Source organism: Enterococcus sp. AZ177, from assembly GCF_050544585.1.
Taxonomy (GTDB): domain Bacteria; phylum Bacillota; class Bacilli; order Lactobacillales; family Enterococcaceae; genus Enterococcus_L; species Enterococcus_L plantarum.
In genome coordinates, this window is record NZ_CP172944.1 from 1,163,290 (window position 1) to 1,179,591 (window position 16,302).

At 39.1% G+C, this 16,302-nt stretch carries 20 protein-coding genes; all 20 read left to right on the forward strand.

Annotated features, from left to right (window positions below; all coding sequences use genetic code 11):
* Nucleotides 1–21 precede the first annotated feature (21 nt).
* Nucleotides 22–1,026: a DMT family transporter gene (locus IGJ34_RS05710; protein WP_069654596.1), complete on the forward strand. Its 1,005-nt coding sequence runs from the start codon at nucleotides 22–24 to the stop codon at nucleotides 1,024–1,026.
* 1 nt (nucleotide 1,027) lies between these two features.
* A complete protein-coding gene (locus tag IGJ34_RS05715; RefSeq protein WP_430598340.1) occupies nucleotides 1,028–1,312 on the forward strand; it encodes a hypothetical protein in 285 nt (94 codons plus the stop codon).
* A 12-nt stretch (nucleotides 1,313–1,324) separates the two neighbouring features.
* On the forward strand, nucleotides 1,325–1,621 hold the full coding sequence (locus tag IGJ34_RS05720; RefSeq protein WP_430598341.1) for a BMC domain-containing protein: 297 nt from the start codon (nucleotides 1,325–1,327) through the stop codon (nucleotides 1,619–1,621).
* Between the two features lie 17 nt (nucleotides 1,622–1,638).
* The gene (locus IGJ34_RS05725; protein ID WP_069654593.1) at nucleotides 1,639–1,962 is read left to right on the forward strand and encodes a BMC domain-containing protein; all 324 of its coding nucleotides are present in this window, start codon (nucleotides 1,639–1,641) and stop codon (nucleotides 1,960–1,962) included.
* A complete protein-coding gene (locus IGJ34_RS05730) occupies nucleotides 1,963–3,399 on the forward strand; it encodes an aldehyde dehydrogenase family protein (RefSeq protein WP_430598342.1) in 1,437 nt (478 codons plus the stop codon). It abuts the gene before it with no gap.
* Nucleotides 3,400–3,424: 25 nt separating this feature from the next.
* Complete coding sequence (gene cutC, locus IGJ34_RS05735) at nucleotides 3,425–5,965, forward strand: choline trimethylamine-lyase (RefSeq protein WP_430598343.1); 2,541 nt, start codon at nucleotides 3,425–3,427, stop codon at nucleotides 5,963–5,965.
* Between the two features lie 16 nt (nucleotides 5,966–5,981).
* On the forward strand, nucleotides 5,982–6,932 hold the full coding sequence (gene cutD, locus IGJ34_RS05740) for a choline TMA-lyase-activating enzyme (RefSeq protein WP_430598344.1): 951 nt from the start codon (nucleotides 5,982–5,984) through the stop codon (nucleotides 6,930–6,932).
* Nucleotides 6,933–6,947: 15 nt separating this feature from the next.
* Complete coding sequence (locus tag IGJ34_RS05745) at nucleotides 6,948–7,292, forward strand: BMC domain-containing protein (protein WP_069654589.1); 345 nt, start codon at nucleotides 6,948–6,950, stop codon at nucleotides 7,290–7,292.
* Complete coding sequence (locus IGJ34_RS05750) at nucleotides 7,289–7,732, forward strand: EutP/PduV family microcompartment system protein (RefSeq protein WP_206848756.1); 444 nt, start codon at nucleotides 7,289–7,291, stop codon at nucleotides 7,730–7,732. The genes IGJ34_RS05745 and IGJ34_RS05750 overlap by 4 nt, the downstream gene beginning before the upstream one ends.
* A gap of 2 nt (nucleotides 7,733–7,734) precedes the next feature.
* Nucleotides 7,735–8,877, forward strand: coding sequence for a 1-propanol dehydrogenase PduQ (locus tag IGJ34_RS05755; protein ID WP_430598345.1), 1,143 nt, complete (start codon nucleotides 7,735–7,737; stop codon nucleotides 8,875–8,877).
* On the forward strand, nucleotides 8,877–9,440 hold the full coding sequence (locus tag IGJ34_RS05760; RefSeq protein ID WP_430598346.1) for a hypothetical protein: 564 nt from the start codon (nucleotides 8,877–8,879) through the stop codon (nucleotides 9,438–9,440). Before IGJ34_RS05755 ends, IGJ34_RS05760 begins: the two co-directional genes overlap by 1 nt.
* Nucleotides 9,412–10,251 (forward strand): ethanolamine utilization protein EutJ, encoded by an 840-nt coding sequence (eutJ, locus tag IGJ34_RS05765; protein WP_430598347.1) that lies wholly within the window; start codon nucleotides 9,412–9,414, stop codon nucleotides 10,249–10,251. The genes IGJ34_RS05760 and eutJ overlap by 29 nt, the downstream gene beginning before the upstream one ends.
* 315 nt (nucleotides 10,252–10,566) lie before the next feature.
* A complete protein-coding gene (locus IGJ34_RS05770; protein ID WP_010765381.1) occupies nucleotides 10,567–10,860 on the forward strand; it encodes a BMC domain-containing protein in 294 nt (97 codons plus the stop codon).
* Entirely contained in the window at nucleotides 10,854–11,117 is a 264-nt protein-coding gene (locus IGJ34_RS05775) for a EutN/CcmL family microcompartment protein (RefSeq protein WP_069654584.1), read from the forward strand. The genes IGJ34_RS05770 and IGJ34_RS05775 overlap by 7 nt, the downstream gene beginning before the upstream one ends.
* A gap of 15 nt (nucleotides 11,118–11,132) precedes the next feature.
* Entirely contained in the window at nucleotides 11,133–11,741 is a 609-nt protein-coding gene (locus tag IGJ34_RS05780) for a cupin domain-containing protein (RefSeq protein ID WP_206834590.1), read from the forward strand.
* Nucleotides 11,742–11,744: 3 nt separating this feature from the next.
* On the forward strand, nucleotides 11,745–12,269 hold the full coding sequence (locus IGJ34_RS05785) for a BMC domain-containing protein (RefSeq protein ID WP_430598348.1): 525 nt from the start codon (nucleotides 11,745–11,747) through the stop codon (nucleotides 12,267–12,269).
* Nucleotides 12,270–12,279: 10 nt separating this feature from the next.
* A complete protein-coding gene (locus IGJ34_RS05790) occupies nucleotides 12,280–13,782 on the forward strand; it encodes an acetaldehyde dehydrogenase (acetylating) (RefSeq protein ID WP_430598349.1) in 1,503 nt (500 codons plus the stop codon).
* Between the two features lie 11 nt (nucleotides 13,783–13,793).
* The gene (locus IGJ34_RS05795) at nucleotides 13,794–14,465 is read left to right on the forward strand and encodes a phosphate propanoyltransferase (RefSeq protein WP_430598350.1); all 672 of its coding nucleotides are present in this window, start codon (nucleotides 13,794–13,796) and stop codon (nucleotides 14,463–14,465) included.
* 20 nt (nucleotides 14,466–14,485) lie between these two features.
* A complete protein-coding gene (gene eutM / locus IGJ34_RS05800) occupies nucleotides 14,486–14,767 on the forward strand; it encodes an ethanolamine utilization microcompartment protein EutM (RefSeq protein ID WP_069654581.1) in 282 nt (93 codons plus the stop codon).
* A gap of 78 nt (nucleotides 14,768–14,845) precedes the next feature.
* Nucleotides 14,846–16,177, forward strand: a complete 1,332-nt coding sequence (gene nox, locus IGJ34_RS05805; protein WP_430598351.1) for a H2O-forming NADH oxidase — start codon at nucleotides 14,846–14,848, stop codon at nucleotides 16,175–16,177.
* The last annotated feature ends 125 nt before the right edge of the window (nucleotides 16,178–16,302 follow it).

Here is a 16,302-nt window from a genome sequence, read left to right on the forward strand (position 1 = left end):
AATGATTAAGGGGAAATAGACATGGAAAGTGGAAAAAATATTTCTTGTGTAAGTGCAGATGTTAAGATGGAGGACGCTAAAAAGGGATTTCGAGTGAAAGGAATCAGTAATGGGATTATTTCAGGGATTACGTATGGCATCTATTCAACACTTGTTGTTGTAGCAAGTGGTTATGACCCACTTATTAGTGCAGCAGGATTTTTAGCGGCACCGTTTGTCTGTTCTGGTTTAAATGATTTTTTTGCAGGAATATTTCTTTTATTTTATAACGCAAAACACGGCAGATTGAAAGAACTAACGAGAACACTTCAGACTAAGCCAGGTAAATTGTTAGTGATTGGTTTTCTTTTGGGAGGACCAATTGCTAATGGTGCCTATCTTGTTGGATTAGCAATGGCTGGAGCGTATGCGATTCCTATTTCAGCGACATGTAGTTTGTTTGGCGCTTTATTTTCTTGGATTTTTCTTAAGCAAAAACCAACGGCACGAATCGTATTAGGAATGGTCGTTGTCGTAGCTGGGGCTATCACTATTAATTTAGTGAAACCAGAAGGAGCACCCAATTTTACATTAGGAATTATCTGTGCACTTATTGCAGCGATTGCTTGGGGGTTAGAAGGTGTCTTTTCAAGTTTTGGGGGAGCGATGATCGATACGGATGTTGCTGTCAATTTACGTCAATTGATCTCAGGGCTCGTTGTTTTGATCATTGTTGTTCCAGCTGTTGGTGCATTTAATTTACTATTTGGCACTCTAGCAGCCGTAACACCTGTCTTGTGGTTAGTTTTATCAGGATTAAGCGCTGCAGTTTCGTTTTTAACATGGTACAAAGCCAATGCGATGGTTGGTACAGCGATTGGCATGTCTTTGAATGTTACGTATGCCTTTTGGGGTGTGCTGTTTAGTGTTATTTTCTTAGGACAGACATTAACACCAACAATGGTGATAGGTTCAGTTATTATTGTGATCGGTGCGATCTTAGTAACGATGAATCCATTGGACTTATTTAAAAAGGGGGAAGAGTAGGATGCTTTTGCCTAGTAGAACGGCTGTTTTAAATCAAATGTATGATCAAAAAGAGAGAGATGTTACTCAAATCATGGAGAAACTAAAAGCACAATATGGGCATGAAAAACAGTTTAATGAGAAATTGTATTTAGAACATATGATGGCTTTGGAGGCCAATGGGTTAGTCGAATTAACGAGCTATGATTTAGATGACAATGACAAATTGGTTATTTATTACAAAATTACAAACGATGGTATGACAACCGTTGATAAATATGTCGATAAAAAATATCGTTCAGTATAAGGAGGAAATACATTGAGATATCGTGGCGAAGAGGCGTTAGGATTAGTTGAAACGATTGGACTTGTTCCAGCATTAAAAGCTGCTGATGAGATGTTAAAAGCTGCAAATGTCGAACTGATTTCTTATGAAAATATTGGCTCTACTTTAGTTACAATCATGATCAAAGGAGATATAGCGGCTGTTGAAGCCTCTGTTGCAGCAGGAGCTAAGGCGGCGGAGGAGATTGGCAATTTAACAGCACATAATGTGATGCCTCGACCAATTTCATATGTTGGTGATATTGTTTCAGTTCATGATATAGATAGCTAGTATAAGGAGGAAGAGAAGTGAAGACGTATGAAGCAATTGGTGCAATTGAAACATTTGGCTTAGTTTTTGTACTAGAGGCTTGTGATGCAATGTGCAAAGCTGCAAATGTTGAGTTGGTTGGGTATGAAAATGTTGCCTCAGGATACATTTCTGTCATTGTGCAAGGAGATGTTTCGGCATGTCAGTCCGCTGTTGAAGCGGGGATTACAGCTGTCGAGAAATTAGGGGCGAAAGTCTACAGCTCAGTTGTGATTGCAAGCCCTCACGGGGATTTAAATAAAATGATCGATCGTTATCAATTAAGTAATCTTTTACCGATTGAGGAGGGAGATGCAGGATAGATGCACTACGTAGATGAAGATTTGCTATCCATCCAAGAAGCACGAATTTTAGCTGAAACAGCTCGTGATGCACAACAGCTAATAAAAGAATATGAGCAAAAAAATCTTGATAAAATCGTCAATCAACTTCTTAAAGAGATTGAACCTGACATTAGTCGATTTTTGGCAAGCGAAATAGAAGAAACCGGTATGGGGAATTACAACGATAAAGAACGATTGATCGTTGAATTTATGAGAGCGTTATCTAAAGAGTTGGATCAGCAGGTTTGTGTTGGAAATAGTGTAGAAGATTCAGCGGGGAATATTCTACAAGTCGGGGTCCCATTAGGGGTGATCCCAGTTCTATTACCAGCCGAAAGCGCGACCTTAAATACGCTCTACAGTTTAACGATTGGAATAAAATCAGGGAATGCAATGATACTTATTCCACATGCGAAGTCTCAAAAAACAACACAGCTCGTTTTTCAAAAGGTCAGAGAGATTTGTGAACAAAATGGGTTACCAAAAGGATGTTTGGCATGCCTCAGTTCTATTACAGAAAATGGAGTAAAGGAATTATTAACGAGTCCGCATAGTTCAATGATTTTAGCTATTGGTAATCAAAACTATATCAACGCAGCCAATTACCAACAGCCGGTCATTTATGGCGGATCGGGTGCTATACCTGTTTTTATCGAACGTTCAGCAAACCTAACACAAGCTGTCAAAGCAATCATAGAGAGTCGTTCCTATGATTGTGGATTATTACCTGCAGCAGAACAGTATTTAATTGCCGAAGGTGTCATCGCATCTGAAGTGAAAGAATTGTTACAGCAGTATGGTGCACATTTTTTATTAAAAGAAGAAGAAGCGCATTTGCTAGCATTGTTACAGCCAAAAAATAATCAAATAAATCCTTTGTGTATTGGCAAAGATGCCCTTTGGCTAGCCAAAGAAGCAAAAATAAATGTAGCACCCACAACAAAACTATTGGTTTCGGAGCAACAGTATATGCACGACGAAGACCCTTTTGCTAATGAAATGAAGTGTCCAGTTTTAGCCTTTTATTTAGAACCGGATTGGATGCATGCTTGTGAAAAATCGATTCGGTTATTGAAGGAAAAAAATAATGGGCATACGTTAGCGATCCATTCTCATAATAAGTCAGTGCTGAAAGAATTTGCCTTAAAGAAACCTGTTGGTCGTATGATAGTGAATGCGGCGGCGACTAGGGCAAGTATGGGATTGGAATCAACTTTACCTGTATCAGTTATTCTGGGTGGTTTTACAACGGGTAAAGGGATCAGTGCAAAAAATATTACGGCTAAAGATTTAACATATATTCGAGAAATCAGCTACCCACTTGATGGAATTATTGAAGATAGAACAAATGAACCAGACGTAAACTTAGAGACAGAAGCGTTAGAAAAAATCTTAAAAAAAATAATGGAAAAATAAATTGTTGTAAAGTGAGGGAATTAAAATGGATATTAAAGAATTTTCGGAAAAATTAGCCGAAGCGACAAAAGAGTTAAGTTCAGAAGAACGTACTGCCTTAATGAAGATGTTTGCAACGGTCGCAGATGATACAACAAGTACTAGCTCAACCAGCGGTGGCTTTGCAGCAGATAATGATTCTACTATTCCAAATGGGATCACAACTCGTTTAGATGCTTTAAAGAAAAATTACCTAACACAAATTCCTACAATCACAACACATCGTGCGAGAGTGATCACTGAACTCGCAAGAGAAAATCCAGGGATGCCCAAAAATGTTTTAAGAGCAAAATCATTTAAACGTTGCTGTGAAACAGCACCACTTGTTATCCAAGATAATGAGTTGATCGTAGGCGCACCAAACGGCGCACCACGTGCCGGCGCCTTTTCACCTGATATTGCTTGGCGTTGGATGGAAGAAGAAATTGAAACAATTTCAAGTCGTCCGCAAGATCCGTTCTTTATTTCAGATGAAGACAAAAAAATTATGCGTGAAGAACTGTTTCCGTTTTGGAAAGGGAAATCAATTGATGAATATTGTGAGGACCAATTCCGTGAAGCAGGTGTTTGGGAATTATCTGGAGAGTCTTTTGTTTCCGACTGTTCTTATCACCAGCTAAATGGCGGTGGCGACTCCAATCCAGGATATGATGTCATTTTAATGAAAAAAGGCATGCTGGATATTCAAAAAGAAGCCAAAGAACATTTAGAAAAACTAAACTACGAAAATCCCGATGATATTCAAAAAATCTATTTCTATAAATCATTGATCGATACGACAGAAGGGGTCATGATTTACGCACGTCGGATGTCTGAATACGCTGCTCAATTGGCTCAAAAAGAAACGAATCCAAAACGAAAAGCAGAATTGCAAAAAATTTCTGAAATCAATGCAAAAGTACCAGCACATAAACCTGAAACATTCTGGGAAGCGATTCAAGCGGTCTGGACGATTGAATCTTTACTAGTAGTGGAAGAAAACCAAACGGGCATGTCAATTGGACGTGTCGATCAATACATGTATCCATTTTTCAAAAATGATTTAGAAAAAGGAAAAATGAATGAATTTGAAGCGTTCGAATTAGCAGGTTGCATGCTGATTAAAATGTCTGAAATGATGTGGATCACAAGTGAAGGAGGTTCTAAATTCTTTGCTGGTTACCAACCGTTCGTAAATATGTGTGTTGGTGGTGTGACACGTGAAGGGCATGACGCAACCAATAAATTAACGTATCTATTAATGGATGCAGTTCGTCATGTAAAAGTTTATCAGCCATCATTAGCTTGTCGGATCCATAACCGCTCATCAAGAGAGTACTTGAAAAAAATTGTAGAGGTGGTACGTGCCGGGATTGGTTTCCCAGCTTGTCACTTTGACGATACTCATATCAAAATGATGTTGGCAAAAGGGGTATCGATCGAAGATGCACGTGATTATTGCTTAATGGGATGTGTTGAGCCACAAAAAGCAGGTCGTTTGTACCAATGGACTTCAACTGCTTACACGCAATGGCCGATTTGTATCGAACTAGTCTTGAACCGCGGTGTTCCTCTATGGTATGGCAAAGAAGTTTGTCCAGACCTGGGTGATATTGCTCAATTTAAAACATATGAGCAATTTGAAGAAGCCGTTAAAGAACAAATCAAATATATTACGAAATGGTCATCAGTTGCAACGGTCATTACACAACGAGTCCATCGTGATTTAGCACCGAAACCATTAATGTCATTGATGTATGAGGGCTGTATGGAAAGTGGTAAAGACGTTTCAAGTGGCGGAGCAATGTATAACTTTGGACCAGGAGTTGTTTGGTCAGGTTTAGCTACGTATGCAGACTCAATGGCAGCAATCAAAAAACTCGTTTTCGATGAAAAAAAATACACATTAGAAGAATTAAATCGCGCATTAAAAGCTGACTTTGTTGGCTATGAGCAAATTCGTACGGATTGTTTAAATGCACCAAAATATGGGAACGACGATGATTATGCCGATTTAATTGCGGCAGAGTTGATCCACTTTACCGAAGCAGAACACCGTCAATATAAAACGTTATATTCAGAGCTATGTCACGGGACATTATCGATTTCAAATAATACGCCACTTGGTCAAATGACAGGTGCTTCGGCAAATGGACGAAAAGCATGGATTCCATTGTCAGATGGTATTAGCCCATCGCAAGGAGCTGATTTTAAAGGCCCAACTGCCATCGTGAAATCTATTTCCAAAATGGCAAACGATACGATGAACATGGGAATGGTGCATAATTTCAAGATTATGAACGGATTATTGGATACACCAGAAGGCGAAGAAAGTTTGATTACGCTGTTAAAAACAGCCAGCATTTTAGGCAATGGTGAAATGCAGTTTAACTATTTAGATAATGAAACATTGTTAGAAGCGCAAAGACACCCTGAACAATATCGTGATTTAATCGTTAGAGTAGCAGGCTATAGTGCCTTCTTTGTTGAATTATGTCAGGATGTTCAAGATGAAATCATCAGCCGAACAATGTTAACGAAGTTTTAAGAGCAGGAGATGAAAAATGATGACCCAAAACGCAACGACAATTGAACGACAAGCGATGATTTTTAATGTACAAAAATATAGTTTATATGATGGACCAGGTATTCGTACGATTGTGTTCTTCAAAGGCTGTCCATTGCGTTGTCAATGGTGTGCCAATCCAGAAGGGCTTGAACGCAAATTTCAAGTAATGTATAAAGAGAGCGTTTGTAGTGATTGTCGTGCGTGTGTAGAAGTTTGTCCGATGGGAATTCATTACATGGATGAGAATGATCATCATCAAGTACGTCGCGATATTGCCTGTAATGGCTGTCGCGCGTGCGTGGATGTTTGTCCAATGGCTGCTCTAAATATTACGGGTGAAATCAAAACCATTTCTGAATTGATGGAAGTCATTCATGAAGACGATGCATTTTATGAACAATCAGGCGGCGGTGTAACACTCAGTGGTGGCGAATGTACAGCACAACCAGAAGCGGCTTTAGCCTTACTAAAGGCATGTCGCGCTGATGGTATCAATACCGCTGTTGAGACATGCGGTCATTCCCGAATGGATCGCTTAATGCAGATGGCTGAATATATCAATTTGTTTTTATTTGATTTGAAACATATGGACCCTGTTCGACACAATGAGTTAACGGGGATCAGCAATGAAAAAATTTTAGAAAACCTACAAGAAGTGTTAAAAGCTGGCTACCAAGTTCAGATTCGGATGCCAATGCTAAAAATGATTAACGATAGCTATGAGGAAATTAAACAAATCATTGATTTTTTACTTCCATACAAAGAGTATCCCAATTTTTTAGGGATTGATTTATTACCCTATCATAAATTGGGTGTGAATAAATATGGACAATTGGGGATGGACTATCCAGTAGAGGGTGATCCTTCTCTTTCAGAGACTGACTTAGATCGTATTGAAGGCTGGATCAAAGAGTATGCATTTCCTGTTCGAGTTGTCCGTCATTAGAAAGGATGTCCTAGTATGGAAGAGAATGCGCCTAAACGAGTGATTGAAGAGTCAGTTCCTGGAAAACAAGTAACACTAGCACATGTTATTGCATCACCAATTCCAGAAATCTATGAATCATTAGGGATTGACGCGCAAGGGGCGATTGGCATTTTAACGATTTCACCAGTGGAAGCAGCAATTATTGCCGCTGATGTTGCTGGGAAAAGCGCTGGCGTTGAGGTTGGATTTTTGGATCGATTTACGGGATCTGTTTTGCTTAGTGGAGATGTTCAAAGTGTGGAAGTCGCTTTAAAAGCCGTTGTCACAATTTTGAAAGAAAAATTGAATTATGACATTGTTTCAGTGAGTAAAACATGAAAAAACGAATTCTCATTATTGGACCTAATCAAAAACATAATATTCTGATTGCTGAAGCCATTGAACAACCTAATCAGCCGATTCGCAAAGTCGCAAATATCTCTTTTACGGATGAAACGATTATTGTTCCAAGTGCTTATCTGGAAAGCCCGTGGATGCACAAACATATTATTTCGTTACAGCAAAAAGCAAGCAAAGCGCTCTTTTTAGTTCCAATTCCAAGTATAAAAAAGACGTATCCACCTAACTTTGCTTGTGTGCTAAGAGTGCCTGTCATAGGTGTTGCACTCTATGAAACGAACGAAAACAAATTGGAGGAACGAGGAACTGCTGAAAAAATATTGGAAGAAATCGGGTGTACGAATCAGCAGTTTTTCCTCCATTTAAATCAAGAAGAAATAGAGACGTTTGTCGAAGAAATTAGCGGAAAGGAGGACTGAAAATGTTAAAACAGTTTAAAATGGGTACAAAAATCATTACAGGGATTGATGCATTGTCAACAATTCAAACACTATCCCTCAAAAGTGTTTTGATTATTTGTGACCCATTCATGTTAGAAAATGGTTTAGCCCAAAAAATAGAACAGTTGTTAAAAGATAAGAATGTTGGCTGTACCATTTTTTCAGAAATTATACCTGATCCAACAATTGACGTGGTGACCAAAGGCTTATTAGCAGCTATTAATCTAAGTCCTGACGGGATCATTGCGTTAGGTGGTGGTTCAGCGATGGATGCGGCGAAAGTGATTCGTCATATGTATCGAACTGCTGAAAAGGATGCCTCAGTACAACTTATTTGTATCCCGACTACAAGTGGTACCGGTAGTGAAGTAACGTCTTTTGCAGTCATTTCTGATCCAAAAAAAAATAGTAAATATGCGCTAGTAGATGAGCAAATGGTACCCGATTTAGCGATCCTAGATCCAGTATTGACGGTGAGTGTGCCTAAGGATGTTACGACAGACACAGGCTTTGATGTATTTACTCACTGCATGGAAGCGTTAGCGTCAACAGATGCGACTGATTTTACAGATGCGGTTAGTGAAAAAGCCTTGCAAATGATTTGGAAGGACTTAGTTCCTGTCGTCAATGATGGAGAAAACCTAGCTCTTCGAGAACAAGTCCACAATGCATCTTGTTTGGCTGGTATTGCGTTTAGTGAAGCATCACTGGGAATTTGTCATAGTTTAGCACATGCGCTAGGCGGCCAGTTTCATATCCCACATGGTCGAGCAAATGCTCTGTTACTGCCTCACGTCATTCGATACAACGCTGGTTTAGAATTAGAAAATGAAATTCCTAGTTTAGTTACTTATCAAAGAATTGCGAAAAGCTTAGGATTTCAAGCTGGAACTGCTAAAGCTACCGTTCATGCCATGATCAACGGTGTGAATCGACAATTGAAACAATTAGAAATATCACCTTTGATAACGGATCATGGCATTGATTCAGAGGAATTTTTAGCGGCAATCCCAGAAATGGCAGCAAAAGCAATGGATGATAAATGTACGATCACCAATCCAAGAAAACCAAGTCTCCAAGAGTTAGAACAATTATATAAGAGGTTGTTAAGAGGTGGTTACTAATGCACTTTGTGACGGAACATGAACTCAGAACAACATATCAAAAAGAGGCATTTACGCAATTTTGTTTAAAGGATCAAGTACGATTAACACCTGGAGCAAAGCAATTTCTTTTGGATAAAAAAATTCGAATTGTCTCAGAAGCTGAATGGAAAGAGAATACGGAGGCAGCCAAACAATCATTAACGTCATTAAATGGTTATAAAGAAGTATTATCCTCTGAACTCTTAGAAGCGGCTTTAATAGCGATGAAACAGCAATTGAGTGTCAGTCAAAAAATCATCGACTTAGAAAAAATACTGATGCTTTCTTTAGGGAAAGACAGTTCTGATAGCGAACCTATTTTAAAAGAAATAGAAGAATTTCGATTGGAAGCGGTCCATATGTTTAGTGAGCAAGGGTTGTTATTGATCAAATTAAAGAGAGTTTATGGTATTATCCATCTGATTCAAGTTGACTATCCCCAATATAGTCAGTTACTTATAAAAGCGAGTCAAACAATCATTGAACTAAAGAAACAATTAGTAGGAGAAACAGATGAAAAGACAATCAATGAAAGCGTGTAATCAATTTGTTGCGGAGTTTGAAAAAGTCATAAAAAAGCCCAAAAGACATGATTCGAAAACCTATTATACTGGCATTGATTTAGGGACAGCCTGTGTGGTGTTAGCTGTTTTAGATGAAAACTATAAACCAGTAGCAGGTGCTTATCGATATGCGGATGTTGTGCGTGATGGTATGGTCGTGGATTACATTGGGGCAGTTGAACTGGTTAGAGAGCTTAAAGAAGAAGTAGAACGAAAATTAGAGACAGAATTAGTTTATGCCGCAGCCTCATTGCCCCCTGGTACAGATGAATTAGATGGTGGAGCAATCAAAAATGTGATACAAAGCGCAGGGTTTGAATTGACAAACTTGTTGGATGAACCAACAGCTGCAAATCAATTATTGAACATAACAGATGGCGCAGTTGTAGACATCGGTGGTGGAACAACCGGAATTTCAATTGTAGAAAATGGACAAGTGGTCAAAGTAGCGGATGAGGCGACAGGCGGTACACATTTATCTTTAGTGATTGCTGGGGCTTATAAGTTTCCATTCGAAGCGGCTGAAACATACAAGCGAAATGAAAAGAACCACGATGAGCTGTTACCTAGTTTAAAACCAGTCATTGAGAAAATTTCTTCTATTATCATCCAGCAAACACAAGGATACCATGTTGAAGGAATCTATTTAGTCGGTGGCACTGCTTGTCTCAAAAATATTGAAACAATCATTGAAAAAGTGACAGGAATTCCAACGTACAAACCTTCGAATCCAATGTTTGTGACGCCCTTAGGAATTGCCATAAGCTGTACCAATCAAGTTTTAACATAGCTAGCTATACAAATCAATCCTTATAAAATAGACAAATCGTCAGTGAAACAAAGAACGTTTCAATGGCAGTTTCCTAATTTTCTAAAGGATTAAGCGATTTGTTTTGCTTTTGCTTTGAAACACAGCGAACGAAGTAAACTGATGTTGAAAAGTACAAGGTGAAGCGGAACGTTGTTACCATATCTAGCTTCGCGGGCTAGTCTCTCGGAAAAAAGATAAAAATAGAGTGAGACAAAAAGCGTCTCAATCTCTTTTTCCTCTTTTTCTATCGAGACTGGACGAGCCCGCTACGCTTTTATACGAGGAGGAATCAAAATGGATTGTCGTATTATCAAGACACCTGGCGAAGGGACATTGGCCATTTTAAATCGTCGACGAGGATCAAAAGATAATTTAGGTATTCCGGATGCTGTAGGATTAGTTCAAGGTAAATTAATTGAGATGGTTTGTGCCGCAGATATTGCTGAAAAAGCCGTTGGAGTCACAGTAGAGGACATTCGAGGCAGTTGCCCACAAAATATGATTTTATTGGCTATTTTTGGGGATACCGCTTCCGTTATCGCAGCCATGGAAGAAATCAAGAAAAAAGAAAATGATCGCCTATGGTAACCGCAAAACTGATGGATACGATTTGGGCGACCCGAAAATCAGAAAAGTTAAATGGTCTCAAGCTGATGCTTGCAGAAGTTTCTGGAGGTTCTAGAGAGGGTGAACGCATGATTGTCTGTGATGTGATAGGCGCAGGTATAGGCGATCGAGTGATCATCGCGACAGGATCAGCAGCCAGACGTATGTTAGAAGATGATGCTATTCCTGTAGATGCTGCAGTAATTGGGATCATCGATGAAAGTTGTGAATCTGTCTAAAGAAAGTGTGACAAAATGAAGAAACTGATTTGTGCAAAAGATATAGAAATACTTCATAGTGAAGGAACTCAACTTGTTTTGACTGATAAACAAACGATTATCACCCCTTCTGCCAAAGATTTAGCAGAAGAATACCACATGACGTTTAAAGAAACTAAACCAGAAAATGATCATTCAATGTCTGATACTCAAGATATTACGAAAGATCAGTTCGTGTCCTTATTAAAAAAACTGCTGATTGAAACTGGCATGAGTGAGTTCCAGGATCGTCCATTTGACTATCAAGAACACTCGAGTGGATTAAAAATTATTCGGGGCTCTACAATCAAACTTTCACCTCTAAATGATGACGTTGAAAATGTCAGGTATAGAGAAATTGTAACAGCAGGGGCAGGTCATTTTAACCTTGGACTTTTAGAAATTGAGACGGGTCATTTTAACGAAGAAGACACGTTTGAGTCAGTAAACTATGTGGTGGAAGGTGACCTTCACGTGACGATCGAAGGGGCCGTTTTCGCTGCAAACAAAGGGGACGTTATTTATGTTCCACAACACTCGGCTATTCAGTGGTCTACGACAGAAAAAGTAACGATTTTATCTGGAAAATTAAAAAGTGGGGTGTAGAAAATGAATCAAGCAATCGGCATGATTGAAACTAGAGGATTATTGGCTTTGATCGAAGCCACAGATGCCATGTTGAAATCTTCCGAAGTTCATTGTTTAGGTAAAAAACAGGTTGGTGGTGGTCTAAATACGGTGCTGATCACAGGCGATGTCGCAGCAGTCGAAACAGCTATACAAGCGGCAATTGCAAGTGTTCTGTATTTAGGAGAAGGACTTTTAGCTGGTTCTCATGTCATTCCACGTCCAGATATCGATGCATTCTCTTTCGTGGAAGAAGTCACTAAAATAGAAGAGATAAAGGCACCTGAACCGGAAGAAGAGCGAATAGAAATAGTAGAAGTAAAGGAAATGGTTGAACAAGAGCCAAAAGAAAAAGTACTGAATGAATTGCAGCAAATGAAAGTAACTGAACTTAGAAAATTAGCAAAAGAGCAGCCTAATTTTAGCATCCCACAAAAAAATATCCATCGTGCAAACAAAGAAAAACTGATCAAAGCGCTAATGGATAGTTTAATAATTAACGAATAGAGGAATACAAATGGAAATGTTCGATAAAGATTTACGTTCTGTTCAAGAAGCCCGCGATTTGACACGTAAAGGGAAAGAAGCCGCAGATAAAATCGCTACTTTTTCAGAAGAACAAATTGACCAAATTTTACAAAATATGAAGACAGCCGCGAGTAAATATGCCCTTGGTTTAGCTGAACGAGCGGTCGAAGAAACAGGCTTTGGTAAGGTGATAGACAAAACTTACAAAAATCATGCGGCATCCCAGTTACTCTATGATGAAATCAAAAACGAGAAAACCATCGGGATCATATCAGAAAATCCTGAAAAAGGTACCTTTGATGTGGCTGAACCGGTTGGATTAGTTTTAGGAATCATTCCTTCAACGAATCCCACCTCAACAGTTATTTTTAAAGCAATGATTGCTTTGAAATCACGAAATGCGATTGTTTTTCCACCACATCCGACAGCGGTTGGATGTACTAAAAAAGCGGCCGACTTATTAAATCGTGCTGCGGTAGCAGCAGGAGCGCCAGATGGAATCATTAGTTGCTTGTCTATTCCAACAATGGCTGGCACTAACGAATTACTACATGCTAAAGAAGTCAGCTTGATCATTGCAACAGGTGGTCCTGGAATGGTTAAAGCCGCTTATAGTTCAGGAAAACCAGCCCTAGGTGTAGGTGCTGGTAATTCACCAGCCTATATCGAACGAACAGCAGATGTAAAAAGTGCAGTAGCCAAAATCATAGCGTCTAAAACATTTGACAATGGCACAATTTGCGCGTCAGAACAATCGATAATCTGTGAAGAAGTCAACAAAGAAGCTGTTATTCGAGAATTAAAAGCACAAGGTGGCTACTTTATGTCAGAAGAAGAAACGGATAAAGTCTGCAAATTACTTTTCAAAAATGGGTATGCAATGAATGCGAAATTTGTGGGAAGAGCAGCGACCGTTATCGCTGAAGCTGCAGGAATTAGCGTCCCAGCAGAAACGAAAGTCCTGATTGGCGCGCAAGGTGGAGTTGGTCAAGGCTATCCTTTATCATTTGAAAAACTTACAACGGTTTTAGCGTTTTATGTTGTCAATAACTGGGAAGAAGCGTGTGACTTAAGTATTCAATTGTTGCAAAATGGGATTGGTCATACAATGAGTCTCCATACCAATGATCGGGCTATCGTACTAAAATTTGCCGCTAAACCTGCCTCACGAATTTTAGTAAACACAGGAGGTAGCCAAGGTGGAACTGGTATCAGTACAGGATTACCGATTTCGTTTACCTTAGGTTGTGGGACTTTTGGTGGTAGTTCAGTTTCAGAAAACGTTGGCCCAAAACATCTATTAAACATCAAAAAAGTTGCATACGGATTAAAAGAGATTACTACATTAGTGCAAGATGATCCAACCTTTACTTATGGAAAAACAGAAGCCACTGCAACAACATCATTGCCGACAGAGAACAAGACAATCAATGATACGGATGTAGAAAAATTAGCAAATGTTGTTCGTCAAGTCTTAGCGAGTATGAATTAACTGGAAAAGGAATGATGAAGTTGGATAATTATGAAGAGTTACTGGGAACATTGCTAGAGAAATTGGCTGAAACAAACCAAACTCAAACAGCAATAACGTCGGAACCTCGACGGATTCCAGTAGGTATCTCCAATCGCCATATCCACTTATCTCAAAAAGATGTGGAAAAATTATTTGGTTACGATTATCAGTTAACAAAATTGAAGGATCTGTCTCAACCGGGACAATTTGCGTGTAAAGAAACAGTGATGATCTGCGGACCAAAAGGTGCAATAGAAAAAGTACGCATTCTAGGTCCTGTGAGGAAACAAACTCAAGTAGAAATTTTACAAAGTGATTCCTTTAAATTAGGAGTAAAAGCTCCTTTACGTTTATCTGGCGATTTAACTGGGGCGGGGAGCATCACATTAATTGGTCCTAAAGGATCTGCCGAAATTATTGAAGGTGTGATTGTCGCAAAACGTCACATTCACATGTTGCCAAATGAGGCAATTCAATTCGGTGTGCATGACGGTGAGTCTGTAACGATTGAATTACCAGGTGAACGAGGTGGCAGTTTAGCGAATGTTATCATTCGAGCGGTCGAAAATTCCGGCTTAGAATGCCACATTGATACAGAAGAAGCAAATGCACTGGGGTTAACGCCCAATACTGAAATTGTGATCAAAAAAAATAATAGATAGAATCTTAGGAGGAAATTATAATGAAATCAGATGCACTAGGAATGGTCGAAACGAAAGGGTTAATCGGTTCAATTGAGGCAGCAGACGCAATGGTTAAGGCGGCTAACGTATCGCTTGTAGGAAAAGAATTAGTTGGAGGTGGCATCGTGACTGTTATGGTACGCGGAGATGTTGGCGCTGTAAAAGCAGCTACAGATGCAGGCGCAGCAGCAGCGCAACGTGTAGGTGAATTATTATCTGTTCACGTGATTCCACGTCCGCATTCAGAAGTTGAAACTATTTTACCGATTACACAAGCATAATAACTAAAATCTGAAAAGGCGAAGCACTGCTAAAGCTTATGTGTTTCGCTTCTTTATTCAAAAAAATGGAGGTAACAAATGAAAAAAACGATTATTATTGGTTCAAACCATGCCGGAATCGCGGCAGCTAACGCTTTACTAGATCATTATCCAGACCAAGATGTGACAATGATTGATAAAAATTCGAATCTTAGTTATTTAGGGTGTGGAACGGCACTTTGGGTAGGTAGACAAATTGACTCATCGGATCAGCTATTTTATGCGACTAAGGAAGAATTTGAAGCGAAAGGTGCGACCATTTATTTAGAAACAGCAGTTGAAAAAATTGATTTTTACGCTAAAAAGGTCTATTGTAAAGCCAGTGATGGAACAACCTTTTGCAAGGAATATGATAAGTTGATATTAGCGACAGGTTCTGTTCCGATAGCCCCAAAAATACCAGGCAATACCTTACAAAATATTCATTTTTTAAAAAAGTTTCAAGATGGACAAGCAGTCGATGACTTAGTGGGATTGACTTCGGTCAGAAAAGTCGCCGTTATCGGCGCTGGCTATATTGGGGTTGAAATCGCTGAAGCCATCAAGCGCCGTGGGAAGCAGGTATTGCTTTTTGATGGTGCACCACGCTCGTTGTCGAACTATTATGACCCAGAGTTTACAGATGAAATGGATCGTAATTTATCTGGGAACGGTATTGAACTACATTTTGGTGAAATCGCTACTGCCTATAAGGGCTCAAAACAAGTAGAAGCCATCGTAACGAATAAAGGGGAGTATCCGGTTGATCTCGTTATCAATGCTATTGGTTTTTTACCTAATAATGAGTTAGGCAAGGAACAGTTGGAATTATTTGAAAATGGTGCCTATCTTGTTGATGAAAATCAGCAAACTAGTGATCCTTCAGTTTATGCAGTAGGAGATTGTGCTACTCTATACTCCAATGCGTTAAGAAAAACGACCTATATTGCGTTGGCAACGAACGCCGTACGTTCTGGAATCGTCGCAGGTCACAATGTTGGTGGCACAAGTCTTGCATCAATTGGTGTTCAAGGGTCAAATGGTATTTCTATTTTTGGTTTAAATATGGTTTCCACAGGTCTATCCTTAGAAGCAGCAAAAAAACATCAACTAGACGTTTTATTCACTGACTATACAGATTTGCAAAAACCAGCATTTATGACCTCAAACGACTCAGTTTCGATTCGTATTGTGTATGAAAAAGGATCACGACGAATTATCGGTGCGCAAATGTCATCAAGAGCAGATATTTCAATGGCGATCCATCTATTCTCACTTGCTATACAAAAGCAAATGACTATTGATGAATTAAAGTTACTTGATTTATTCTTTTTACCACATTTTAATCAACCTTATAACTATATTACGATGGCTGCGTTGAATGCGGAATAAGACTAGTATTTAGTCTAGTAAAGAAGGGAAATATCAACGATAATTGCTTTTTGATCAATAGGGGTAATTAAAAAGAGATGGAGACGGAAGCAAAGCGTAGTCGTTGCTTCTATTCTCTCCGTTTA

What these genes read in the sequence shown, in the direction of transcription:
- IGJ34_RS05710 (WP_069654596.1), top strand. Translation starts at nt 22, where the DNA reads ATGGAAAGTGGAAAAAATATTTCTTGTGTAAGTGCAGATGTTAAGATG.
- IGJ34_RS05715 (WP_430598340.1), top strand. Translation starts at nt 1,028, where the DNA reads ATGCTTTTGCCTAGTAGAACGGCTGTTTTAAATCAAATGTATGATCAA.
- IGJ34_RS05730 (WP_430598342.1), top strand. Translation starts at nt 1,963, where the DNA reads ATGCACTACGTAGATGAAGATTTGCTATCCATCCAAGAAGCACGAATT.
- cutC (WP_430598343.1), top strand. Translation starts at nt 3,425, where the DNA reads ATGGATATTAAAGAATTTTCGGAAAAATTAGCCGAAGCGACAAAAGAG.
- cutD (WP_430598344.1), top strand. Translation starts at nt 5,982, where the DNA reads ATGATGACCCAAAACGCAACGACAATTGAACGACAAGCGATGATTTTT.
- IGJ34_RS05745 (WP_069654589.1), top strand. Translation starts at nt 6,948, where the DNA reads ATGGAAGAGAATGCGCCTAAACGAGTGATTGAAGAGTCAGTTCCTGGA.
- IGJ34_RS05750 (WP_206848756.1), top strand. Translation starts at nt 7,289, where the DNA reads ATGAAAAAACGAATTCTCATTATTGGACCTAATCAAAAACATAATATT.
- IGJ34_RS05755 (WP_430598345.1), top strand. Translation starts at nt 7,735, where the DNA reads ATGTTAAAACAGTTTAAAATGGGTACAAAAATCATTACAGGGATTGAT.
- IGJ34_RS05760 (WP_430598346.1), top strand. Translation starts at nt 8,877, where the DNA reads ATGCACTTTGTGACGGAACATGAACTCAGAACAACATATCAAAAAGAG.
- eutJ (WP_430598347.1), top strand. Translation starts at nt 9,412, where the DNA reads ATGAAAAGACAATCAATGAAAGCGTGTAATCAATTTGTTGCGGAGTTT.
- IGJ34_RS05770 (WP_010765381.1), top strand. Translation starts at nt 10,567, where the DNA reads ATGGATTGTCGTATTATCAAGACACCTGGCGAAGGGACATTGGCCATT.
- IGJ34_RS05775 (WP_069654584.1), top strand. Translation starts at nt 10,854, where the DNA reads ATGGTAACCGCAAAACTGATGGATACGATTTGGGCGACCCGAAAATCA.
- IGJ34_RS05780 (WP_206834590.1), top strand. Translation starts at nt 11,133, where the DNA reads ATGAAGAAACTGATTTGTGCAAAAGATATAGAAATACTTCATAGTGAA.
- IGJ34_RS05785 (WP_430598348.1), top strand. Translation starts at nt 11,745, where the DNA reads ATGAATCAAGCAATCGGCATGATTGAAACTAGAGGATTATTGGCTTTG.
- IGJ34_RS05790 (WP_430598349.1), top strand. Translation starts at nt 12,280, where the DNA reads ATGGAAATGTTCGATAAAGATTTACGTTCTGTTCAAGAAGCCCGCGAT.
- IGJ34_RS05795 (WP_430598350.1), top strand. Translation starts at nt 13,794, where the DNA reads ATGATGAAGTTGGATAATTATGAAGAGTTACTGGGAACATTGCTAGAG.
- eutM (WP_069654581.1), top strand. Translation starts at nt 14,486, where the DNA reads ATGAAATCAGATGCACTAGGAATGGTCGAAACGAAAGGGTTAATCGGT.
- nox (WP_430598351.1), top strand. Translation starts at nt 14,846, where the DNA reads ATGAAAAAAACGATTATTATTGGTTCAAACCATGCCGGAATCGCGGCA.